The sequence below is a fragment of the Synechococcus sp. CC9311 genome, from assembly GCF_000014585.1.
Classification (GTDB): Bacteria; Cyanobacteriota; Cyanobacteriia; order PCC-6307; family Cyanobiaceae; genus Synechococcus_C.
The window spans coordinates 1,954,357-1,976,038 of the sequence record NC_008319.1 but is presented as its reverse complement, the minus strand read 5'-3'; the positions used below and the strand labels follow the sequence as shown (position 1 = coordinate 1,976,038).

Sequence of the window (21,682 nt, the reverse complement as noted above, 5' to 3'; positions counted from 1 at the left end):
CACTCGTACGTCAGCGTTCTTTCCTCTGCTGACTGCTTCCTTGGCCATGCCGATCGCTTTGATGGCGCTCAGCTTTGATCAGCGAGTTGCGCAGGCGGAACAGGAGCCGTCGATGCGGGTGCTGCTGTCTCAAGCTCCGGTGGTGAGGCTTCGTGCAGATGGAGATCAGCCCTTTCTGGTGCGGGGTCTGAGTGGCGGCAATCAACACATGCGCTCGCTGGAGGTGAGTCTGCGAGCGGGGCGCTTCAAGATCAGTGGTCAAATGAGCGACGGGTCGTCTCGCTCACTGTCAGCTCGCTCTGCGATCGAGGTGCAAAGCGACGATCCCCGTGGGATTTGGCTCGGCTCCCGGCGTTATCGCGGGCGGTTGCAGTTTTTAGTGCGTGGCGGCCAGGTGCAGGTGGTGAACCACCTTGGGATTGAGACTTATCTGGCCAGTGTTGTGGGGAGTGAAATGCCTCATCGTTGGCCGTTGCCGGCTTTGCAAGCTCAGGCTGTCGCGGCGCGCACCTATGCCCTCAGGCAGCGCGGGAAGGCAGGAGACTTCGATGTGAAGGCAACCGTGTCCAGCCAGGTGTACCGCGGGGTTGAATCCGAAACCCCCAGCACGATCGAGGCCGTGGAAAGCACGCGCTCTTTGGTCTTAGTACATGCTGGTCGGTTGATCAATGCTGTGTTTCACAGCAGCTCTGGTGGTGCAACGGAACCGAGTGGTGAGGTTTGGCGCAATCAACTTCCCTACCTGGTCAGCGTTGCGGATCACGATCAGCACAGTCCTGTGCATCGTTGGAACAAACGTTTTAACGATGATCAGCTGCGGGATCTCTTCCGTGAAACCGGAGGTGTCAAACGCTTGCAGGTGCTTAAGACAAGCTCAACCGGTCGGGTGCGTACGGCGCGTGTGCAAGGCCCCCGTGGCTCTTTGGTCCTAACGGGGAGGGAGCTGCGCAAGCGACTCGGTCTCAAAAGCACGATGGTTCAATTTGAGCTCATCAATGGCACCACCGCGTCTTCAACCGCATCTGCTCGGAGAGCCCGCCAAGCAGCGCCTCAAGCATCAACTCACGCAGCCCCTCCTTTGATCGGTCTATGGCAAGACTCCGCAAGTGGTCCTGACACCACATCAAGAAGCTCAGGCCGACTGGCGTCTCTATTGCCACCACCGCCTCTTCCCCCTCTCAACCAGTCAGCTTTTAATCAGCCACGTCCTGACTTCAGGGTGGGTGAGATGGTTCTCGAAGCGCGTGGTCAAGGCTTTGGACATGGTGTTGGGATGAGTCAGTGGGGAGCCCATGGTTTGGCGCTTCAGGGTGCTGATTTTCGTCAGATTCTTTTGCACTACTACCGCGGGGCTGAGATTCGCCCCTATCGCTCTAGTGATGATCCAGCTGTGGCGCTCCGGCTCCGTTCAGAGTCAGCCTGGTGGAGTTGATGTCATTGGCAGTTCATCGTGCTCAAGATTTCAGACACGATCACCATCGTGCGCAGGCGCAATCCTCTGCAGCTCATGGAGGCTGTGGTTGATCAGCTTGAGCAAGGATTGCTGGACTCTCTTGAGCACCAGGCATTTCGGCCCCTGGGCTTGGCGACTGGACGCACCATGGAGCCGCTTTATGCCGCATTGGTCTCGCGTTTAAGGGATTGGCCTAGGGATCGTCTAAAGCTGTTGCGTCAGCGTTGGCTCAGTTTCAACCTTGATGAATATGTGGGTTTGGCACCGGAGCATCCCAGTTCTTTCTCTGCCTTTATGGGGCATCACCTGGTGCGTCCACTAGGGCTTAATCCGGCTCAAGTGTCTTTACCAGATGGAGCTGCTGCCGATCCGGAAGCGGCTGCTGATCGCTTTGCGGCCGAGATCCGCAGCGCTGGGGGGATTGGCTCGCAGCTTTTGGGATTGGGCAGCAATGGACATGTGGGATTTAACGAGCCCCCATGTGGTCCAGATGTGCGCTGTCGTGTGGTCAGACTCAGCCCAACCACGCGATCGCAAAATGCCCCTGCTTTCGAAGGCAGTCCAGCGTTGGTGCCAGAGGAAGCGATCACCCTGGGCCTACAAGAGATTCTGGCGGCCAATGAACTTCACCTGATCGTGACGGGCGCGCCTAAAGCGGGGATCCTGCGCAAGGCTTTGGATCTTGATGGTGATCCAGAAGTGCCTGCCAGCTGGCTACAGCGTCACCCAAAACTTTGCTTATGGGTGGACGATGCGGCATGGGGTGCGGAAGCGTCGTGAACCGATGACGACGCCCCAATGGCGATTTTGGATTGACCGTGGTGGAACATTCACGGATCTCGTGGGTCGCGCCCCCAGTGGTGAGCTTGTGGTTCGCAAAGTGCTCTCAGAGCAAGCGATCGACCGTGGTGACCCCGCTGTTCGTGCCATCCGAGAGGTGATGGGTTTGCCTGCGGCAGTGCAGATTCCGCCGGGTTTGATCCAGGAGGTGCGGTTGGGGACAACAGTGGCGACCAATGCCCTGCTTGAGGGGTCAGGAGAGCCTGTTCTGTTGATCACCAACCAGGGTCTGGCGGATGTGTTGTTGATTGGTGATCAGCATCGCCCTGATCTGTTCGCTCTGGAGATTCCAGCTCCGAAGTCGCTGGCTGCGGCAGTTGTTGAATCCGGGGGACGATTGAATGCCGACGGGCAGGAGGTAGAGCCGCTCTGCCTCGATGCAGAGCTGGAGAAGACGCTCCGCGCTCATCGGAGTGCCGGTATCAAGGCTTGCGCCATTGCCCTAATGCATGCCTGGCGTGAGCCCAGTCATGAGAGGCGACTGGCTGAATTGGCGCAAACGCTGGGTTTCACCACTGTTGTTTGCTCCCACCAGGTGAGCCCATTGCCGCGTTTGATCCCTCGGTCTCAGACCACCGTCGTTGAAGCGGCGGTGGAACAGGTGCTCTTTCGCTATCTCCAGCAAGTGATGCAGTCACTTGGAGGGCAGACACGGCTGCGGGTGATGACGTCGAGTGGTGCTTTGCAGGGGCTTGAGCAACTGTTGGCGAAAGACACAATCCTGTCCGGCCCCGCTGGAGGAATGGTCGGGGCGGTTGCTGCTGCTCAGGCTGCGGGTCTGGAAAGTCAGGCGCTTGTCGGCGTCGACATGGGTGGCACCAGCACCGACGTGTTTTGTTTGCCAGCAGGAGCCTCTGACAAGGACTGGGAGCGCAGCGCTGAGACCAAAATTGCCGGCCTCGAGCTGACTGCTGCACGACTACCGATCCATACTGTTGCCGCAGGTGGTGGGTCGATCATTCGCAGTGATGGCGATCGTTTGCAGGTGGGTCCTCGCTCTGCGGGTGCTAGCCCTGGACCAGCTTGCTATCGCTGTGGCGGCCCCTTAACCATCACCGACGCCCACCTCTTTTTGGGTCGTTTACAGGTGGAGGCCTTCCCACCCGTGTTCGGTCCGGCGGCTGACTTGCGTCCGGATCTGGAGGTGGTGCAGCAACGCTTTGGGGAGCTTTCTTGTCGCTTGGGACGCGATCCGGAGTCGCTTGCGGAGGGAGCGCTTGACCTCGCGGTGGAAACGATGGCTGGTGCCATTCAGCAGGTGTCGTTGCTTCGTGGTCATGACATCCGTGCTGGGGTGCTTGTGGCCTATGGCGGAGCTGCCGGGCAATTGGCATGCCGAGTGGCGGGAGTGCTGGGGCTCCGCCAGGTGTTGATCCATCCACTCGCTGGAGTGTTGTCGGCTTTTGGCCTGGGTCAGGCCCGCCTGAGGGAATGGCGTCAGGTTGTTGTGCGGCGTCCTCTTGACGCGGACTTGTTGGCGACCCTCCCTGGAATGATTCGTCAGGAGGTGGGCTTTGCCGAGGAGAAGCTGCAGGCAGCTGGAGCAGGCCATGCGTCTCAATTTGAGCAGCGCATCCGCCTTGAACTTCGGGATATTGGGTCTGAACAGGGATTGCTAATTCCGATCGCTGAACTCAACTCAACTTTGCAACTTTCAGAGTTGGAAGGTGAGTTTGACCAAGCCCACCGTCAGCGCTTTGGATACAAGCCTCCTCGCACCGCAGCCTTGATGTTGGAGCGGTTGGAGGTTGAAGTTTTCACCGCATCAGCACGCATTGAGAACGACAGTCAGATGGCATCAGCGCCGCTGTCGGGATCTGGAGCTCTCAGCACAACAGCCACCGTTCACTGGCCTGGGCTGGGTTGGCAGGAGGTTCCGGTGGTGCAGCGCTGTGATCCGGCGCTGCATCAGCCTTTGCAGGGTCCAGCTTTGATTCTTGATGCCACGGGCTGCACCGTGCTCGAGCCCGGTTGGTCGGCCCGCTGTAACTCCGCTGGAAGCTTGTTGCTCAACTCTGCTGAGCTTTCGGGTCAACGGTTAGCGCTGGATCAGGTTGTGGATGTTCCAGATCCGGTGGAGCTGAGCCTGTTTCATCACCGCTTCATGGTGATTGCTGAGCAGATGGGGGAGCGGCTTCGGCAGACGAGCCGCTCTGTGAACATCCGCGAGCGGCTGGACTTTTCTTGCGCGTTGTTCGATCACAAGGGGGCCTTGGTTGCCAATGCGCCCCATATCCCAGTTCATTTGGGCTCCATGGGTGAGGCGGTGGTGGACCTGCTCAACCAAATCCAACGCGGTGAACGCTCGCCGCTCGAACCGGGCGAAACAGTGCTCAGCAACGACCCGTATCACGGAGGAACCCATCTCCCAGACATCACGGCGATGACCCCTGTTTTTGGACAGGGCAAACAGCCGAGCTACTACGTCGCTTGTCGCGGACATCACGCCGATGTGGGAGGACTTACGCCTGGGTCCATGCCCCCGTTTAGTCGAGAGATTGGAGAGGAAGGTCTACGGCTTCGCAACTGGTCACTTTTGCGGGGGGGGCGCTTGGATGTGGATGGCTGGAACGCGATCTTGAAGGCAGAGCGGCAGCCACCGCGCTCTCCGGATGTGCTTTGGGCGGATTTGCAGGCTCAGGTGGCGGCCAACCGCCTCGGCGTGGATCATCTCGAACAGTTGATGCTGCGTGAGGGACCTAAGCGCGTCAGTCGTTATATGCGCTTTGTTCAAACCCATGCGGCGGAAACGGTGCGAAGTGTGATCAGTCGTTTGACGGATCAGGAGTTCAGCGTGGAGTTAGACCATGGCGGCCGTTTGGAGCTCGCTTTGCATGTTGACCACAAAGCCCGAACGGTTTGCCTGGATTTCACTGGGACCAGCCCTCAGGGAGAGCACAACTTTCATGCTCCGCTAGCGGTCACCAAAGCCGCTGTTTTGTATGTGCTGCGCTGCTTGGTGGATGAATCGATACCCCTCAATGCGGGTTGCTTTGAACCACTCACTTTGGTGGTCCCGCAGGGATCACTGTTAAATCCCCTCCCCCCAGCTGCAGTGGTGGCAGGCAATGTGGAAACCTCTCAGGCGCTTTGCAACCTGTTATTCGCAGCGATGGGTGTGATGGCCGCGGCGCAGGGAACGATGAACAACCTCACGTTTGGAGATGAACGATCTCAGTACTACGAAACGATTTCTGGGGGTGGTGGGGCAGGTCCGGGATTTCAGGGTTCATCCGGCGTACAAACCCACATGACCAACTCCAGACTCACGGATCCTGAAATCCTCGAGCAACGATTCCCTGTGCGTTTGGAACGCTTTGAGCTGCGCCGGGGTAGTGGGGGGAAAGGACGCTGGTCAGGTGGTGATGGACTTGAGCGTGAGATTCGTTTTCTTGCTCCGATGACGGTGGCTTTGCTGTCTGGATCTCGCCGGGTGGCGCCATTTGGTTTGGAAGGTGGGCAGGCAGGTGCTCTGGGGATGACTTGGTTAAGTGAAGGTGGAGGCCCCTGGCAAGAACAACCAGGCTGCTTCGAGCAGAGGGTTCAAACGGGTGATCGACTTTGGATTGCAACACCTGGTGGTGGTGGTTGGGGGATGGCAGAACCAACGCGATCAATCAAAGGATAATTTTCTTCGAGTTGCTAAAAGCTCATCTCCCTTTTTTGAAGTTTCAAGTGGGATTGGAATTCATTATGCTGACCAGCTTGAACGAAATTTTAATTGTAATTGTTAGAGGAAATCATGGTCTTCAGAGTTTTCATCTTGACCGGCTTGAATAAATAGAGCGCTCAGGAATGGGATGATGCAGATGCCAACGAATAATTCCATGGAGCTAAGCTAGTTGTCTGCTAACCATGCACCGTGACAGCCATAGGGGGCGTATTGGTTGTTACTTAGGCTGTCTTGTTTGGTTAAATCTGATGCTAGTTTCCTGGAATGAGTATTTTGACTTTTAGGAGCTTTGTAGCCATTGATGCGAATTGCCCACAGCTGGTTTTGGCTTTCTTTGTGTAGTGGGGTGGATCTTTTGCCTTTCGAATGAACTGCGTGAACTGTCTTCAAGAGAGAAGGGGCCATCACTACTCAAGGCATGAGATTCATGATTGATTTCCTCGGCCTTTGGTTGATGTGATTAAGGTAGTGATATTGATTTATTTGAGTGCTTGTTTTAGCGACGATGGTTGCCATCAGAACTTGCTTGCTGAGGTTGTCTTGTCTTGATGAACCTCGTGGAGGTCACTCGTTCTGTAGGTCATCCTTTTGAGTGAATGGCAAGACATAGAGCTGCGGCCTCTGCACCCATTGGATGAAACGGCCTTGTCCGGAGTGATTCGGGCAGCACTTGTTGAATTTGGTGCTGATCGACCCGGTTTTGCTTGGCAAGATCCGGAGCTTGATGCCATGAGCAAGACCTACGCCGCGCCTGGATGGATTTATTACGTGGCAGTAGAGGGTGGGAATGTTGTCGGGGGAGCTGGAATTGGTCCTCTAATTGGTGTGGAAGCCACTTGCGAATTGCAGAAGATGTACTTAGCTCCTTCAGCACGGGGGAAGGGTGTTGGTTGGCGGCTTATGGGGAGCCTGTTGGAACAGGCTCGTGTGCTGGGCTATCGCTGTGTTTATCTCGAAACTCTTTCGGGAATGGCGGCGGCTCAACGGCTTTATTGGGCTTGGGGATTCCTAAAGATTGAACAGCCCCTTGGTCAAACAGGGCACGGTGGTTGTGACTGTTGGTTCCTCAAGGAACTGCATGGACCTGGGGTTTCTGGATAGCTGAGATTTACTGCTGAACATCAGGAATGAGGATGGCAAGAACAAGGAGGGCCCTTCATCCAGATCCTTTTCCCCTAAACAACTTTACTTGTTATTCTTTTTCTCCTCTTTTAGGTCGATGCCAAGATCTTTCATGGCTGAAATCGTATCGCTCACGGCTGGTACGTAGGCAATCCTTCGTCTAACTTTGTCGAGCAGATTATTGAGCTTGGCTCGCATTAATTGTATTATTTTCAATGTTGTCCTCCAGTTTCAGCTGATGGCGCCTTGAGTTTGTTTCAAGGTTAGCGCTCTTAATTGCCTGTCTTTGATGTTGTTTGTGGAATTTAATCTAAACGTTGGATTGGATTCTAGATGTCATCGTGAAGCTCTCGCCCAGGGTTGCTTTGATGCGGCAATGGTTCTTTCTCCCCTGAATGGGTGAGTCAAATGGTGTTTGCTATCACCCGTTTGGGGGAGTTTTTTTTGATGTTCATGGGCGATATTGATTTCGTTGATTGATTTTATTCTTGATGCCTAAATTGCCGGTGTTTGCTATGAAGAGAGAAAGGAGAGAGCTCATTGAGTTAATGTCTAATCCCTTTAAATGTGAACCCAACTATTGCCAGACGAAGATTTCTTTTGCGAAGTTTGTGTCTGAGATGACAGCGCCTGCTTTGCTTCATTCCCTCTCCATGATTAGGGGGTAAGTGACATTGGATCAAAAGCAACGGGCAGCTGCATATCGATTACTTGCAGCAATAGAAGCCAATGAAATCACAAAGGAGGATGCCGTTGCCTATGGTAATTGGTATTCATATTTACTCGAACACTTGAAAGCTGATGAGCAGGAGTGTGATGAATAAGGGGCATTCCTGTCGGGTGATGCCATTGCTTATGTTCATTCCATGGATTTTTGTTTGCTTTTAACAGCTGGTTTTCTATCTGTGCATAGGCAGGTTTCTATAAAGGGTTGCTGCCCAGTACCCAGTGCTGCTTGTTATGGATTGGTCTGGGGATCAGCGAGGATTGTCGTGGGCATTGCTTTCTCTCCTGCATAGAACACAACCAGATCTACGTCTACAGCTCCTAGTGCTGTCCCGGCATGAATCGTGTTCACGACTTCAATCAAAGCATCGCCTTTTCGGTAAATCTTTTGACTACCATCTTTTAATTTAAGCTCTAAGGTTCCTTCTAAAATTACTGCTGCATTAATGACAGGATGGTAGTGCCAAGGTAAGGTTATTCCGCTCGGCACCTTGATCCGAAGGACTTTGATCTTGGGCTGCCCGTCGGGATAATTCGGCAACACACTGCCATTCCACATTTTGCTGGAGTTTGCTAATTCCTCAACCTTGACTCCGTGGCTTGTGGAATGCTCGTCGTGGCTTTTTGCAAGTAATGGCGATAATAGTGATAATGTAAGGACTGAAAGTAAAGGGATAAATATTTGCGTGACTCGGCTATCTTTTAAGTATTTTCTTGCCGATGCAAAGTTCATTTCTTGGTCTTTCATTGTGGTTAAGCATGCTAATGCAAAATCTTTTTCAGATCAAATGATATGCGGAGATGATGCTTCTTGAGGAATAGAGCCCGCACAGCAAAGAATCAGCTGTTTGGCGGGTGTTCTTCCTCAACGTTGAGATTAGCTGTAAACCTTGGCCATGAAGGGGCCTGCTTGGTCGTCAGTATGAACAGGTGTTACCTCCCAATCCAGGCACTCAGCCCATTCAGCCGCGTGTTCGTAGCAGGCATCGGCATTATCTGATTCAACCAAAATCCAACCTTCTACCGAGCCAGGACCGTGAAACCGCTTCCATGATTTGCATGCTGGGAATGGTGCACCTGTTGATAAAAACTTTTTAGCCGCAATTGCGTGGTAGCCAGTTTTGAAGGTCCAATGCATCAAAAAGGTCATGAATTCTGATTAATAAAGGCTTTTATATTTTGCATGGCTTGCTGAGAGCTCATGTAGCATATAATACAGCCATTGGCGTTGTTATTGGGGCTTGTGGTTACTAGTTCTGCTCATTCATGATGAGCGGTAAATGATTTTCCTGACGATAGGAATTTCGCAGCTTGTGGCTTGCGAAAAATGATGAGAAGATAGCTATCGCTGTTGATCCCAATCCAAGTGTCCAGATTGTTTTTGCTCCTAATGCATTAAAGCTAATCATGGCTCCAGAAAGAACCGGTATGTGAATCAAATAAGCGCCAAAACTGCCCTTTCCTGCTTTGGCTATCAAATGGCTTTCTTGCTGTTCATGGCCTTGGTTAAAAGATAATATTGCAGCATGGCTTTGATTTGATCTAAAAAGACCAGCCTTTCTGTTTTGCTGATTCCACCACTGTGCATGATTAGACCTTGGCTTCTGATTGATTCGTTTTTTGGCGTTCTCTGAAATCTCAGGTATTTCCTGCACCTTCGCTGAACTTTCACCTTCAGGAAAGTTATTTGCAATCAGGTTTATTCTGATTTTATGCCTGTTCTATTGGTGCAAGGTTAGTGCTCACGCTGCAGACGTCATCGAGCGACTCCAAGGCTTCTTGTAAGCGTTGGCAGGTTTCTGCAAGATGTGGGTCTTGGATCTCCATAAGTGCCACGGGGTGCCAGCAATGCCCCCAATTCAATACTCTCCACCCGCGATCATGCAGCCCCTGTTGAAGCTGTTCGAGGGCTTCGAAGCCCCCATGAACCATGGTGCTGCCATCGCTTTGCAACACATATTCCTCTGCCTCGAGTTCAAGAAGATTCTCTAAGAGAGGTTCTTCTTCGCAATGTCCCTCGAGTCGCACCTCGCTGCGATGTTGAAACAGATAACTCACGCAACCGGTTTCTCCGAGCTTGCCTCCGTGTTTGCTGAATGCCAGACGCACTTCGGCCGCCGTGCGGTTTCGGTTGTCGCTGAGTGCTTCCACTAAGACAGCCATGCCTTCAGGGCCATATCCCTCGTAGCGAATCAATTCCAGGCTGGACGCTGTTTCTCCCTGCCCTGATCCTTTGGCGATGGCCCGCTCAATGTTGCCTGCTGGTAGGCCTGCCGATCGCGCTTTTGTGATGGCCGTACGCAATTGAAAATTGCCGTTTGGGTCAGCTCCGTTTCGTGCTGCCACGGTGATTTCCCGCCCAAGCCTGGTAAAAAGCGCACCTCGCTTTCCATCCACCACCGCCTTGGTGCGTTTGATCTGAGACCATTTGCTGTGGCCGGCCATAGGGAGCAGGAGAGGGATCAGCCGCGCGCTTCAAACACGACCTTGGGTCTGAGCTGGGCTTCGCTGTTGGCGAGGCCGATTCCCAGCATGATGTTGTCTTCACTGAGAACAACGGTGGGCCCGTCTCCATTTTGATGGGGAATCGTGCGTCCGCAGCTCCAATCGTCCCGTTCGAGCTCGGAGAGCGTGCGGATTGGTAGATGCTTTAGGGCAAGTTGGGGAGGGATGAGGGTGAGCGGCTCCAAGCTTGGACCGCTCTGTTCATTGGGATGCACTGGCAGCGCGATCGCATGGGCCTCCACGAATCCCAGCGCTTGAGTGCGCCGCAGCGAGTCAAGGCAGCCGCCGCATCCGAGGGCCTGACCAAGATCGCGAGCTAACGACCGGATGTAGGTGCCAGCGGAGCAGTGCACCTCAAGGGTGAGTTTTCCTTGCTCAAAATCCCAGTGCTCAAGAGAGAGAGAGTGGATGGTCACAGGGCGGGCAGGCAGGTCGATCACCTCACCGCGGCGGGCCCTGGCATAAGCGCGTTCGCCGTTGACATGAACCGCCGAAACCTGTGGAGGGCACTGCTCGATGGTGCCGCGGAACGGATTAAGGGCTTGATCCATCTCTTCCACGCTCAAATCCGGCCAGTTTTGAACCGCAACAATCTCTCCCTGAAGGTCGTCGGTGCTGGTGCTGGTGCCCAGCTGGATCACACCGCGATACGTTTTCTCTCCTGGAAGATAGGGAAGCAGTCGGGTGGCCTGGCCCACGGCAATTGGTAGAACGCCGGTCACGGCTGGGTCCAGGGTGCCTCCATGACCAACTCTTTTGGTTTGGAGCACGCGACGCATCCGGCTCACGCAAGCGTGGGAGGTGAGACCTGAGGGCTTGTCGATCACCACGAAGCCGAGTGGTGCATCCAAGGGGTTTCAGTGGCAGTTGTTCTGAATGTGGCATCCGGCCTGCACGTACATTGACGATGTCCGACCGGCAGAAGATGCAAAGTCTGAGCAATTCTCCCCGCGTGGACATCGATACCTTCTTGGATAGCGGCTTTTCTGTTCGTGATCATTTGGCTCAACACCTTCAGCTCACGTTGGAGCAGGTGGATCAGCGCCTACCGGATGGGAAGGATGATTTAGCCGCACTGCATCCGGGGGCTTTTCAAGCGGATCAAGCCACGGAGTTTTACGAGAGCACCGTGGGGACGGGCCATCTCTTTGAATTAGCGGCTTGGCATCTCAGCAGCTCTGACTACATCGCGGACACGCTTCGTTTGCAGGAAAATTTTGCTCGAGGCACAGTCCTTGATTTTGGAGGAGGGATAGGTACTCATGCCTTAGCTGCAGCGGCATTGGATGCTGTTGATCGTGTTCATTTTGTTGATCTGAATCCACAGAACAGGGCTTTTGTCTGGTCCAGGGCTGTCGCGCTTGGTTTGGATCAGAAAATGTCGGTTCATCGTGATCTTGCCGATCTCAGCGGCCAACGGTTCGATACGGTCGTTTGTCTTGATGTCTTGGAACACCTCCCTGATCCGTCCGATCAGCTCATGAAATTCCACTCATTCATGAATGCGGACGGAAGGGCCTTATTCAACTGGTATTTCTTTAAAGGACATAGCGGCGAATATCCTTTTCACTTTGATGATCCTGACCTTGTTGACTGCTTTTTTCGAACATTGCAATCTCACTTTCTCGAAGTCTTTCATCCACTTTTGATTACGACAAGGGTCTACAGGCCTATCGCTTCTAGCTCTTAAGCTAGAGCGTGATGTTAAATCATGACATCTTCTGAATATTTAGAACTGATGAGGTTGATGATTGCGTTGAATGTTTCCGAAGCGAGACTTTGTGAAATATATTGTCCGAGTTTTTGGTAGTCTTGGGAGCTAGGCAAAGATCTGATTCCCTCGGTTTATAGATTAACTTTCTATGCTATGGGCCGTGATGTGGATGATCATAGGTGATTAATTTAGAGGCCAATTATCAGTTCCACTTGCCACATATTGTTGGTGATTTGAACTGAGGTCTAGAGAAAGATAGGCATCGAATATATCTCAATGAATAGTTTGATTTAAACCCATTTGCTTTAATAGGTTGCTTTGAAGGGTTCCCTTTCCCTTCCTAGAAAAGCCAGCATCATTGAAAAAATTGTGCCATCTAAGATTTTATTTGATGGGGCGATGTATTCACCGCCCATTGAAGACTAATAGACGCCGCCTGCCCTGAAATCATATTCTTCTTCCTTAAGAGTTGAAGAACTACATGTAGATTGAGAATAGTGAATCAGATTTTTATAGCCAGGTGGTACTAATCCTGGACATAGATTTCCAACTTCAATGGCCTGAGGGCAAAAATAAACGCCTTTCCAGCGATTAATGAATCTCCCTTTGATTTCGTCTGAGAATTGAAAGCCACTTTCTGCGGCAAATTCTATGATCTGTTGTGGATTTAAGGATGCGAGCCGAGCACGAAATTGCTCGTCACTACGTGCTCGATCAATAAATGCATGTAATTGAGACTTAGACATAGCACAATGATCTCTTTCGGATTTATACACTGCATCAACTCAAAATTGAGGCAAAAGCATACTTACTGCGGATAATATTGAGTACAATGAAGGAATGGTAAATGTGTTTTTGCAGTTTTATGATTTTTGCAAGACAGCTTTCTTCGATTTACTGTAAATATTTATCACGTTTCGGTTGTTCGCTCAGGCTACGAGTCTGCCTGGCAAGGCAAAAGCTCTGCCATCTTAAAATGTCATAGAACATCACGATTTTTCAAGTATAAGCCAGGTGAGATTATAATATTCATTCAATAAAGTTTAGAACAAGTGCACCACACTAAGACCGTAATCAGATGAAGGCAAGGAAAGCAAAAGAATATGTTTTCAGCAACTTGCTCGGAATGGAAACATATTGCAAGAATCATTATAATGATTATTATTCCACTTCGAATTTTTCTTGCAATATTACTCAGTTAAGTAAAGGTGAATTGCAAACGAGCTCAATCTGCGCACCAATTAATAACGTACACCTTGAAATATTTAAGTCAAATCAAACATTGCTGTACGAAGAAGAGGCAAATCAGAATTCGATAGCATTCTGTTGGATAAACAATCAAGGCAAAAAGCCTGGCAGTAATACTATTATCAGTGGTCATAAGATGAGGGATTTAAGCATAGCAGGATTTAATCGGTTAAATAAAACTGGTGGAAACACTTGGGATATTGTTGGGGCAAACACTCTCCTGTGTTGCATGAGCCTGAAGTGGAAAATAATGAAAGAAAAAATAAATCAGATGAATGCCTATAATGCATACGCGAGGATTGAAGAATGCATTGGTATTGACTCCAAAAGTGCTGCTAGTATTCAGCTTAAAAGGCTATTTGATAAGCATTTTTCGAAGGGAATGACATCTGCGGATGAATTTTATGATTTAGCTATAGCAACCCTAGAGGATCCTTGCGAACAGCAGAATGCCATAACAGAGAGATCTGAATCAACGGAGCTAATAGAGGATCTTGTCAAGTTATTACATGAAGATAGAGAAGGCTTGCCACCCTTGACGATAGGGGAAATCACAAAATATTTAAACTCTGAGAAAGAATCTGTGGGTCAAGTATGTAGATCTACCTTTAATATGAATATTCTTGATCTCATTAAAAGTATCCGCCTTGAACAGGTGAAGAAGTCATATTTAAATCCACATGTTCCTTCTGGATTGAAGCAATTTACTAAGAAGCATAATGCTTTATATTATGGCTTCAAAAATTGGAATTCTTTTCAACTTCTTTATTTTAAGACGTTTCAAGAGAGCCCTGAAGAAACAATTGATAAGGCAAGCAAGATGAGTGTTCTCGTCTCTGACTTGCGTAGAGGGAGTCGAGCATGAAACTACAACTTGCTTATACAGATCCATTGCAATTGTCTGAGACTCTTCAGGCCTATGGTCAAGTTACGAGAATTACTCAACTTGAAAGCGGTGAAGGTAGTTATTCTATGTCACATAAAAAATGCTCTAGCATGGCTATAGCAGAGATTTGTGCATCAAAACCACTCTTATACGAGGGATGGGGTACAGGTTGGTCAGTAGATTTTAATTGGATTACTCCAATGCGGAAATCAAATTATCCTTTTGGATATTGTGAAGGTTATGATATGAATTTGAATAGTCTAGGAGGTCTGAAGACTTTTCATTCGAATTCAGGTGACTCATGGGGAAAATATTCAGAATCATGCTCTTCAACTGCTTGTATGTTAGATAAGACAATTCTTCTGAACAATCTTCGAGATTGCAATGCAAGTCACGCCATTGATAATCTAAGTCAATCTAGTGGATTAGATATAGATCATGAAGCTTTTGCTCAATTGCGAAGACTCACCAGAAGGGAACTTGTTAAGGGGATTTCGGATCCATCTAAATACTATGATTTAATGACTATATGCCTTGAAGAAGGAAGTAAGAGGGGCTATAAAAAGAAACAGGTAAAGAATCAGCGATTACTTGGTGAGATCGTTAATCTTTCTCATGATCTTGATAAGATGAGCTCACCATTGTCATTATCAGATGTTTGTAAGCTCTTAAACTCTGGTCAAGCTTCTCTCTATCGAGTATGCCAAGATTACTTTGGAATGGGAATTATAGAAATGATGACCCAGGTAAGACTGGAGGAAGCCAGAAGAGCGATGATTTTTCAGTCTACGACTTCAAGTTGTGACAATAATACTATTCGTGAAATAGCCATTCGCTATGGTTTTAAACATCAAGGTAGATTTTCGAGAAGATACTTTACTAGCTTTGGAGAGTTGCCAAGCCAGACGCTTAGGCGCTCAAAGCTTGTCTAAGGTTGTACATAGATATTGACCTCGTTAAAGGCAGAAGATTGATTGAATCCTTTAGGTGCCCCAGCGTTGGTGTTGGGCCAAAGCTAAGACAATAATTAAGATCCTTTTGCGGCTATCCGATTCTTACCAAAAAGAGTAGGATGTAGGGAATCTGCACCACTATTCTTGTCGAGATTTTGGCGAATTAGTCCTGCTTGAGAATGAAACGAATCACCTTTGAGTTGAATGATGAGCTTCATAAAAAGCTCAAGCTCCTTTGTTATACAGAGTCTTTGTCTATTGGCCATATTCTTAGGCAGTGTGTTTCTGAGTTCTGCGACAAGCATGATGCTCATTTGATTGAACTAATTGATAAGCGATCGAGATAAGTTGTTGATTTTTGAGCCTAGAAAACAACTTCACTCCTTGTTAATCTAGGTGTTACTTTATTGAATTAGTTGGATGTCGCTTTAATGCTAGTCCGGTAAAGCTTTATGGTTTGCGATTGGAGATCTCTTGTGGAGCTTGTCCTGCATGTTGCATGGATCTATGAAACCTGAAAGACTGCATGTATGTATTGCTTATTGTGCATTGGCATAAATAATTTATAGTCGCTATGAAGGGCGATATTGTGGTAATGAAAACCTTGATTATGTGGCATATGAATTGTGTTTTCTATGTAGATATTTGATTGTTTGAGTAGACTTTATTGAACTCATCTTTGTCTTATGGCTGAAAGATTTGATGTCCTGGTTCAGGGGATGAGTGAAAATGATGCTTCTAAGATCTTGTTGGAAAAAACTCTGAATGTTCAGAGGCCTGCAGATCGTTATTTCGCAGCTACTAGGCTTGGCTTGAGTACTACTGAGGAATCGTTTGAATTACTCCTTCATGCGGTTAATAGGCTCAAAATCGATGAATTGTATGACAGAATAACGCGTCGAAAATCTATTGAAGCATTAGGAAGAAGGAAAGATATGCGAGCAATACCAACTTTAGTTGGTGTTTTGAACTGTACTGATACCGAGGCTGTTATTAATGCAATCTCGTCCTTGGTGCGTATTGGTTGGGAACCCCTCCCCAAGGATATAGATCTTCTTTTGTCACTCTTGAATGGTGAAGTGACGATGATGCGGGCAGTGATTCAAGCTCACATCAGATTAAAAATTAGAAATTCAAAATCTCAGTCTGTTATCGATGAGCTTTGTTCTCATGAGAGTGCCTTGGTATTTGGTGCCGCTCGAGCATATCAAGCAAAGATCTACGGAAGGGTTGATCTTTTGGATCCTTTGGTTCCACAACTTACTGATTTGGTGGCTGGGAAACGACGCTCGGCCGTGATTGACTTAGGTGATGCTGGTGATGAAAGTAGGCTCTCTGATTTGGTGCGAGCACCTGTCTCCATGTCACTTAGGGCAAAAAGTTTCTTGGAGATTGTTGATGCCAATAACACTATGTATACTGCAAAAAATCATTCGCTTCTAGAACAGCTTTTAACTGATAATCCACAACATCTTAACATTAAAGGTGAATGGAAGTGCGATGTGGATCCTTCTGAAATTGAAAGGAACCTTAGTCACCGTGATGAAGCACGTCAATATGGAGCCGCTTTAAGCCTCATGACTATTGAGTCAAATACTTGTCTTGATATTATTGATAGTATGCAAGAAAGGTTGTGGTCTGATTATGTGACTCATTATTACCTTACATGTATTATTGGCTTGCGTAAATTTTACCAAAAAAGTGATTTGGTGCGAGCTGCTCTCTCAGAAACCACCCCTCAATACACGAAGTCGAGGATTGCGGCCGCTTGGGCATGTCTTGAGCTTGGGCTTTACGATCAACTGGACTTGATCTATGAGCTTTCCAAGTCTGCTTATTGGAGGCCGCTTCGTTGGACTTGCCAACAAGTTATGGCTAGATTAGTTGAAAAGCAGCAATTAGATTATCAGCACTAAATTTCTCAAAAAATAAATTAGTGGCTATTGACTGATTGTTTTGCGTGTCACTGGTCAGGAATAATGTGTAAACTATTTTATAAATGCTTTCGGCTGGATTAACGCGAATTCAAATTCAAAGTCTTATTCGCATTAACTGTCTAAAAAGAATGTTTTTTTGGATTGCTTTGTTAGTAGCTCGGGACAATCCGAACCACCGCGGCGGTTTTTGGCGCAAATTGATATTCGTGCAGGATTGCCCCTTTGTTGGTTGATAATCAGAGGCCTATTTGGCTCAGGATTCCCTGACCTGTGAGTAACTCTGTTCCAAGACCTATCACAAATCCAATCATCGCAAGGCGGCCATTCCAGGTCTCAGCAAATTCCACAAAGCCGAAACGTGAAGCTGTTTGATCAGACATAGTTTTATGAAAATGAGAACTTAATTTGTGTGTGTGAAGGGCGTTTGATCAGCCAGGAACTGCAGAGATGCTGTGGGGGGCTTGAGGGAAGCTCGTTGGCATTGGATCAGGTTTGCCTTCTGCCAGCGCTTTGGCACGCACGTACATTTGACTTGAGGTTGACCCAGCCGCTTCCATCGCTTTGGCAACAAGGTCCCAGTTGCGGATTTCGGTTGACATCTTGGAAAACCCAAAACAGATTGTTCACAAAACTTAAAGCTTTTCGAGGCTGTCCGTGGCTGCGGCGGTCGTCAATCTGCTTCTGAAGCCAAAAAATGAATGGATTGATACCAGTTTGTTTGTTTGGGTTTGGTCAGGTGTCTGCTTTGTTGTTTTTGGATTGAAATCCCTGCACTTCGCGAGTCCCTCTTTTATTGAGGTCCATTCAGGCCTCGCGGCGTTGGTTCCTCAACTGTTTCGATGAGTGTTCAAGCAAAAAAAGAGCAATGATCTCAGAAGGGATCATTGCTCTTTGATGGATGAAGTTGTGATTCCTTTTCGCTTCTGATTGGCTCGGATTACTCAGCAGCAGCAACAGTGATGCGCTTGCGATTACGGAGTCCGCGGCGGATCGACTCAAACTTGACAATCCCGTCGGTCAACGCAAACAAGGTGTCATCCTTGCCACGACCAACATTGACGCCTGGCATCACGGAGGTGCCACGTTGGCGGATGAGAATGGAGCCAGCCGTCACGCTTTCTCCGCCGTAGGCTTTCACGCCAAGGCGCTTTGAATTGGAGTCCCGTCCGTTACGGGTTGAGCCTGTGCCTTTCTTGTGGGCCATTAGAAATCAAAGAAATGGAACGAAGGAAACTGGTTGAAGCAATCAGCTGATGGCTTTACCGCCAACGGAAATGGATTCGACCATCACTCGTGTGAGCTCTTGTCTATGACCATTCTTACGTCGTGTTTTCTTTTTGGGGCGCATTTTGTAGACGATCACTTTTTGACCGCGGCGGTGAGCCATCACTTTGAGCTCCACGCTGGCGCCTTGGACGTAGGGCTTGCCAATGGTTGCTGCATCACCATTCTTGACCAGAAGCACCTTGTCGAGGGTGATCTTGGCGTCCACGTCTGCATGGAGACGGTCGAGGTCGTAATACCTATTGGGCTGTACCCAAAACTGCTGCCCAGAGGCTTCGACGATGGCGTACGTGCCTGTCTCTGGAGTGGTTTGTGAGCTGCTGCTGCTGGTTTCTGCCATGGGCTACTGGACGCGAACAGGCTCGGTGACTTGAAAGCCGCCGATTTGGCCTGTGCCGCAATCGAAAGACAAACAAAGATCTTCGACCTTCGTGCTCTCTTTCGTCAAGATTCAATTGCACACTTTTCGTTTTGGATGACCAGGCCGGCACTCACGATCGCGTTCTTGTTGAGGTCGCCTGAGCTCGAATCGGCTTGCTGTCAGTGGTTGCCAGGCAATCGCTATACCCCTGTAGATCTTGGACTGGAGGACTCAGCGGTCGATGTTGTCTCTGCTTTGGAACGACAACGTGAGGCTGTTGATGCAGTTGTGATTGAGCAATCACTCCTGCAAGAGCAGATACGGGAAGACTTGTTGGCTCGCGGTTTGCTGTTTCCAGCTGTTGTCGTGGGCGAATTGATGGGGCGTGTCGATTACCACCCCGAAGAAGTTCACCTTCCCGGCGATCAGCTTGAGCAGCTTGGTTACAACGTTGACGCAGCGATTTCACGCTTTCTTCGTCACGGGCAGAAAGATATTCGCCCTGAAGACGGATCCTCTGAATCAGATCAGGTTGGCGGGCAGCCTGAGGGAAGTGCTTGGAAGTTGTCGAGCCGCTTGCAGGAGAGGCTTGGCTATCTAGGAGTCTTTTACAAGCGAGATCCTTCGCGATTTTTGGCCAATCTTCCGCCGAATGAACAGCGCGAGTTGCTTCAGTCCTTGCAGCGCACCTATCGAGATCTATTGATTGGTTATTTCCGTGACCCTGCTGCTGCCAACCAGGCTCTAGAGAGTTTTGTGAACACCGCTTTTTTTGGCGACTTGCCCATTACCCAAACCGTTGAGATCCATATGAATCTGATTGACGACTTTTGGAAACAACTCAGACTTGAAGGGCATAAAGACGACTTCCTTCAGGATTACCGCCTTGCACTGCTGGATGTCATGGCTCACCTCTGTGAAATGTACCGACGGTCAGTCCCTGGAGATATTCCCTTAGTTCCTGCCGGGTCTCAACGACGTCAGCTACAGAATTCGGAGGTGTCCTTATGAGCCCTAGGAAGACTTATATCCTGAAGCTTTATGTGGCAGGGAACACGCCCAATTCGATGCGTGCACTCAAAACGCTTCGCAATATTCTTGAAACGGAATTTAAGGGTGTCTACGCTCTCAAGGTCATTGATGTCTTGAAAAATCCTCAGCTTGCAGAAGAGGACAAAATTCTGGCAACCCCCACGTTGTCCAAAATTCTTCCGCCTCCTGTGCGTCGGATTATTGGTGATCTTTCTGATCGCGAACGAGTGCTGATCGGACTTGATCTTCTTTACGACGAGCTTGTTGACAACGACCTCAACTCTTCCCTGATGGACGCGTTGGGAGTCCCGGATATCGAAGAGGCAGATTCTTAAGTCACGGGGTGATCTAGGGGTGCAGTGGATTTTCCTTATTAACGTTGGGGAGCAAGGTTGCAGTTATGCAGATTTCTAGCTCAAGCGGTTCCCCTCAGATGCAGGTCCAGAAGCTTCCGACAGGAATCGAGGGGTTTGATGATGTGTGCCATGGCGGCTTGCCGATTGGACGCAGCACCCTGATTAGCGGAACGTCCGGAACGGGTAAAACTGTTTTTTCCTTGCATTTTCTCCACAATGGAATTGCTCATTACGATGAGCCCGGGATTTTTGTCACGTTTGAGGAGTCGCCTCTCGATATTTTGCGTAATGCTGCAAGTTTTGGTTGGAGCTTGCAGGAGATGGTGGAGCAAGACAAGCTCTTTATTCTTGATGCTTCACCGGATCCAGACGGTCAGGACGTGGCGGGCAGTTTCGATCTGTCTGGCCTGATTGAAAGAATTAATTACGCCATACGAAAGTACAAAGCCAAAAGGGTGGCAATCGATTCCATTACGGCTGTCTTTCAACAGTACGACGCGGTATTTGTTGTGCGTCGGGAGATCTTCCGTCTAATCGCACGTCTGAAGGAGATCGGCGTCACCACTGTGATGACCACCGAGAGAATTGATGAATATGGGCCTATCGCACGTTACGGCGTTGAAGAATTTGTCTCTGACAATGTTGTGATCCTCCGCAATGTGCTGGAGGGAGAGCGCCGACGCCGAACTGTTGAGATTCTCAAGTTGAGAGGCACTACCCACATGAAGGGTGAGTTCCCTTTCACAATGGGCGCTCACGGGATCAGCATCTTCCCTCTTGGTGCGATGAGGCTTACTCAGCGCTCATCAAATGTGCGCGTTAGTTCTGGCGTGCCGCGGCTCGATGAGATGTGTGGTGGCGGCTACTTCAAGGATTCAATCATCCTTGCGACGGGAGCAACTGGTACAGGCAAGACGTTGTTGATTTCGAAATTTATTGAGGATGCTTGCAATAATAAAGAGCGGGCAATCTTGTTTGCCTACGAGGAATCACGTGCTCAATTAATGCGTAATGGCACAAGTTGGGGAATTGATTTTGAGCAGATGGAGCAAGATGGCCTTCTTAAGATTATTTGCGCCTATCCGGAGTCCACTGGTTTAGAAGACCACTTGCAGATTATTAAAACCGAGATCAGTCAATTCAAGCCCACTCGAATGGCGATTGACTCGTTGTCTGCGTTAGCGCGTGGTGTAAGCCGTAATGCCTTTAGGCAGTTTGTGATCGCATTGACTGGATACGCTAAGCAAGAAGAAATTGCCGGCTTTTTTACAAATACTTCCGAAGAATTCATGGGAAGTCATTCGATCACTGACTCTCATATCTCAACCATTACTGACACCATTTTATTGCTCCAGTACGTTGAGATACGTGGTGAGATGGCTAGGGCGATCAATGTGTTCAAGATGCGTGGGTCTTGGCATGATCGAGGTATTCGTGAATTCTTGATCACGGGTAATGGGCCGCAGATTCAAGATTCATTCTCGAATTTTGAGAGGATTATTAGCGGTGTTCCTCACCGTGTGACGATGGATGAACGTAGCGAATTGTCGCGTATCGCTCGTGGAGTATCTCCGGAATAGGGATTAACAGCC

Annotated in this window: 22 protein-coding genes; 12 read left to right on the top strand and 10 right to left on the bottom strand. The window is 49.3% G+C overall.

The window, feature by feature from the left end; genetic code table 11:
- Positions 1-46 precede the first annotated feature (46 nt).
- The 5 genes from SYNC_RS10310 to SYNC_RS14765 all read left to right on the top strand — a co-directional run bounded on the left by SYNC_RS10310 (position 47) and on the right by SYNC_RS14765 (position 7,912).
- The gene (locus SYNC_RS10310) at positions 47-1,432 is read left to right on the top strand and encodes a SpoIID/LytB domain-containing protein (protein WP_011620158.1); all 1,386 of its coding nucleotides are present in this window, start codon (positions 47-49) and stop codon (positions 1,430-1,432) included.
- 75 nt (positions 1,433-1,507) lie between these two features.
- Positions 1,508-2,233: a glucosamine-6-phosphate deaminase gene (locus tag SYNC_RS10305; protein WP_011620156.1), complete on the top strand. Its 726-nt coding sequence runs from the start codon at positions 1,508-1,510 to the stop codon at positions 2,231-2,233.
- 4 nt (positions 2,234-2,237) lie between these two features.
- Entirely contained in the window at positions 2,238-5,921 is a 3,684-nt protein-coding gene (locus tag SYNC_RS10300; RefSeq protein WP_041427086.1) for a hydantoinase B/oxoprolinase family protein, read from the top strand.
- Between the two features lie 633 nt (positions 5,922-6,554).
- Entirely contained in the window at positions 6,555-7,067 is a 513-nt protein-coding gene (locus SYNC_RS10295; RefSeq protein WP_011620151.1) for a GNAT family N-acetyltransferase, read from the top strand.
- 695 nt (positions 7,068-7,762) lie between these two features.
- Positions 7,763-7,912 (top strand): hypothetical protein, encoded by a 150-nt coding sequence (locus tag SYNC_RS14765; protein ID WP_237699208.1) that lies wholly within the window; start codon positions 7,763-7,765, stop codon positions 7,910-7,912.
- 134 nt (positions 7,913-8,046) lie between these two features.
- Here SYNC_RS14765 and SYNC_RS15050 read toward each other — a convergent pair whose 3' ends face one another.
- The 5 genes from SYNC_RS15050 to truB all read right to left on the bottom strand — a co-directional run bounded on the left by SYNC_RS15050 (position 8,047) and on the right by truB (position 11,170).
- The gene (locus SYNC_RS15050) at positions 8,047-8,562 is read right to left on the bottom strand and encodes a cupin domain-containing protein (protein ID WP_011620147.1); all 516 of its coding nucleotides are present in this window, start codon (positions 8,560-8,562) and stop codon (positions 8,047-8,049) included.
- Positions 8,563-8,691: 129 nt separating this feature from the next.
- Positions 8,692-8,964: a DUF3303 domain-containing protein gene (locus tag SYNC_RS10280; RefSeq protein ID WP_011620146.1), complete on the bottom strand. Its 273-nt coding sequence runs from the start codon at positions 8,962-8,964 to the stop codon at positions 8,692-8,694.
- A gap of 100 nt (positions 8,965-9,064) precedes the next feature.
- Positions 9,065-9,469, bottom strand: a complete 405-nt coding sequence (locus SYNC_RS10275; RefSeq protein ID WP_041426677.1) for a hypothetical protein — start codon at positions 9,467-9,469, stop codon at positions 9,065-9,067.
- 55 nt (positions 9,470-9,524) lie between these two features.
- Entirely contained in the window at positions 9,525-10,259 is a 735-nt protein-coding gene (locus tag SYNC_RS10270; RefSeq protein WP_011620144.1) for a YebC/PmpR family DNA-binding transcriptional regulator, read from the bottom strand.
- 17 nt (positions 10,260-10,276) lie between these two features.
- Positions 10,277-11,170 (bottom strand): tRNA pseudouridine(55) synthase TruB, encoded by an 894-nt coding sequence (truB, locus tag SYNC_RS10265; RefSeq protein WP_011620143.1) that lies wholly within the window; start codon positions 11,168-11,170, stop codon positions 10,277-10,279.
- A gap of 74 nt (positions 11,171-11,244) precedes the next feature.
- Here truB and SYNC_RS10260 point away from each other — a divergent pair, with 74 nt between their 5' ends.
- Positions 11,245-12,009, top strand: coding sequence for a bifunctional 2-polyprenyl-6-hydroxyphenol methylase/3-demethylubiquinol 3-O-methyltransferase UbiG (locus tag SYNC_RS10260; protein ID WP_011620142.1), 765 nt, complete (start codon positions 11,245-11,247; stop codon positions 12,007-12,009).
- A gap of 446 nt (positions 12,010-12,455) precedes the next feature.
- On the opposite strand, the gene SYNC_RS13885 is transcribed toward SYNC_RS10260, so the two are convergent.
- The gene (locus tag SYNC_RS13885; RefSeq protein ID WP_071813691.1) at positions 12,456-12,779 is read right to left on the bottom strand and encodes a Nif11-like leader peptide family natural product precursor; all 324 of its coding nucleotides are present in this window, start codon (positions 12,777-12,779) and stop codon (positions 12,456-12,458) included.
- Between the two features lie 332 nt (positions 12,780-13,111).
- Here SYNC_RS13885 and SYNC_RS10255 point away from each other — a divergent pair, with 332 nt between their 5' ends.
- The 3 genes from SYNC_RS10255 to SYNC_RS10240 all read left to right on the top strand — a co-directional run bounded on the left by SYNC_RS10255 (position 13,112) and on the right by SYNC_RS10240 (position 17,036).
- Positions 13,112-14,146, top strand: a complete 1,035-nt coding sequence (locus SYNC_RS10255; RefSeq protein WP_011620140.1) for an AraC family transcriptional regulator — start codon at positions 13,112-13,114, stop codon at positions 14,144-14,146.
- The gene (locus SYNC_RS10250) at positions 14,143-15,099 is read left to right on the top strand and encodes a helix-turn-helix domain-containing protein (protein ID WP_011620139.1); all 957 of its coding nucleotides are present in this window, start codon (positions 14,143-14,145) and stop codon (positions 15,097-15,099) included. Before SYNC_RS10255 ends, SYNC_RS10250 begins: the two co-directional genes overlap by 4 nt.
- Positions 15,100-15,806: 707 nt before the next feature.
- Complete coding sequence (locus SYNC_RS10240) at positions 15,807-17,036, top strand: HEAT repeat domain-containing protein (RefSeq protein ID WP_041426675.1); 1,230 nt, start codon at positions 15,807-15,809, stop codon at positions 17,034-17,036.
- 257 nt (positions 17,037-17,293) lie between these two features.
- On the opposite strand, the gene SYNC_RS10235 is transcribed toward SYNC_RS10240, so the two are convergent.
- From SYNC_RS10235 to rplU, 4 genes are all read right to left on the bottom strand, one after another.
- Entirely contained in the window at positions 17,294-17,437 is a 144-nt protein-coding gene (locus SYNC_RS10235; protein WP_011620137.1) for a high light inducible protein, read from the bottom strand.
- A gap of 48 nt (positions 17,438-17,485) precedes the next feature.
- Complete coding sequence (locus SYNC_RS14760; protein ID WP_011620136.1) at positions 17,486-17,656, bottom strand: hypothetical protein; 171 nt, start codon at positions 17,654-17,656, stop codon at positions 17,486-17,488.
- Positions 17,657-17,994: 338 nt separating this feature from the next.
- A complete protein-coding gene (gene rpmA / locus SYNC_RS10225; RefSeq protein WP_011620134.1) occupies positions 17,995-18,261 on the bottom strand; it encodes a 50S ribosomal protein L27 in 267 nt (88 codons plus the stop codon).
- A 42-nt stretch (positions 18,262-18,303) separates the two neighbouring features.
- Positions 18,304-18,681, bottom strand: a complete 378-nt coding sequence (gene rplU, locus SYNC_RS10220) for a 50S ribosomal protein L21 (protein WP_011620133.1) — start codon at positions 18,679-18,681, stop codon at positions 18,304-18,306.
- Positions 18,682-18,816: 135 nt separating this feature from the next.
- On the opposite strand from rplU, the gene SYNC_RS10215 reads away from it, so the two are divergent.
- The 3 genes from SYNC_RS10215 to kaiC all read left to right on the top strand — a co-directional run bounded on the left by SYNC_RS10215 (position 18,817) and on the right by kaiC (position 21,670).
- Positions 18,817-19,713 (top strand): circadian clock protein KaiA, encoded by an 897-nt coding sequence (locus SYNC_RS10215; protein ID WP_041427084.1) that lies wholly within the window; start codon positions 18,817-18,819, stop codon positions 19,711-19,713.
- Entirely contained in the window at positions 19,710-20,069 is a 360-nt protein-coding gene (gene kaiB / locus SYNC_RS10210) for a circadian clock protein KaiB (RefSeq protein ID WP_011620131.1), read from the top strand. The genes SYNC_RS10215 and kaiB overlap by 4 nt, the downstream gene beginning before the upstream one ends.
- Before the next feature lie 65 nt (positions 20,070-20,134).
- A complete protein-coding gene (gene kaiC, locus SYNC_RS10205; RefSeq protein ID WP_011620130.1) occupies positions 20,135-21,670 on the top strand; it encodes a circadian clock protein KaiC in 1,536 nt (511 codons plus the stop codon).
- Positions 21,671-21,682 lie beyond the last annotated feature (12 nt).

Bases quoted from the DNA above. Each gene is read 5' to 3' on its own strand.
- SYNC_RS10310 (WP_011620158.1), top strand. From the start codon at position 47: ATGCCGATCGCTTTGATGGCGCTCAGCTTTGATCAGCGAGTTGCGCAG.
- SYNC_RS10305 (WP_011620156.1), top strand. From the start codon at position 1,508: ATGGAGGCTGTGGTTGATCAGCTTGAGCAAGGATTGCTGGACTCTCTT.
- SYNC_RS10300 (WP_041427086.1), top strand. From the start codon at position 2,238: ATGACGACGCCCCAATGGCGATTTTGGATTGACCGTGGTGGAACATTC.
- SYNC_RS15050 (WP_011620147.1), bottom strand. From the start codon at position 8,562: ATGAAAGACCAAGAAATGAACTTTGCATCGGCAAGAAAATACTTAAAA.
- SYNC_RS10280 (WP_011620146.1), bottom strand. From the start codon at position 8,964: ATGACCTTTTTGATGCATTGGACCTTCAAAACTGGCTACCACGCAATT.
- SYNC_RS10270 (WP_011620144.1), bottom strand. From the start codon at position 10,259: ATGGCCGGCCACAGCAAATGGTCTCAGATCAAACGCACCAAGGCGGTG.
- SYNC_RS10260 (WP_011620142.1), top strand. From the start codon at position 11,245: ATGCAAAGTCTGAGCAATTCTCCCCGCGTGGACATCGATACCTTCTTG.
- SYNC_RS13885 (WP_071813691.1), bottom strand. From the start codon at position 12,779: ATGTCTAAGTCTCAATTACATGCATTTATTGATCGAGCACGTAGTGAC.
- SYNC_RS10255 (WP_011620140.1), top strand. From the start codon at position 13,112: ATGAAGGCAAGGAAAGCAAAAGAATATGTTTTCAGCAACTTGCTCGGA.
- SYNC_RS10250 (WP_011620139.1), top strand. From the start codon at position 14,143: ATGAAACTACAACTTGCTTATACAGATCCATTGCAATTGTCTGAGACT.
- SYNC_RS10240 (WP_041426675.1), top strand. From the start codon at position 15,807: ATGGCTGAAAGATTTGATGTCCTGGTTCAGGGGATGAGTGAAAATGAT.
- SYNC_RS10235 (WP_011620137.1), bottom strand. From the start codon at position 17,437: ATGTCTGATCAAACAGCTTCACGTTTCGGCTTTGTGGAATTTGCTGAG.
- SYNC_RS14760 (WP_011620136.1), bottom strand. From the start codon at position 17,656: ATGTCAACCGAAATCCGCAACTGGGACCTTGTTGCCAAAGCGATGGAA.
- rpmA (WP_011620134.1), bottom strand. From the start codon at position 18,261: ATGGCCCACAAGAAAGGCACAGGCTCAACCCGTAACGGACGGGACTCC.
- rplU (WP_011620133.1), bottom strand. From the start codon at position 18,681: ATGGCAGAAACCAGCAGCAGCAGCTCACAAACCACTCCAGAGACAGGC.
- SYNC_RS10215 (WP_041427084.1), top strand. From the start codon at position 18,817: ATGACCAGGCCGGCACTCACGATCGCGTTCTTGTTGAGGTCGCCTGAG.
- kaiB (WP_011620131.1), top strand. From the start codon at position 19,710: ATGAGCCCTAGGAAGACTTATATCCTGAAGCTTTATGTGGCAGGGAAC.
- kaiC (WP_011620130.1), top strand. From the start codon at position 20,135: ATGCAGATTTCTAGCTCAAGCGGTTCCCCTCAGATGCAGGTCCAGAAG.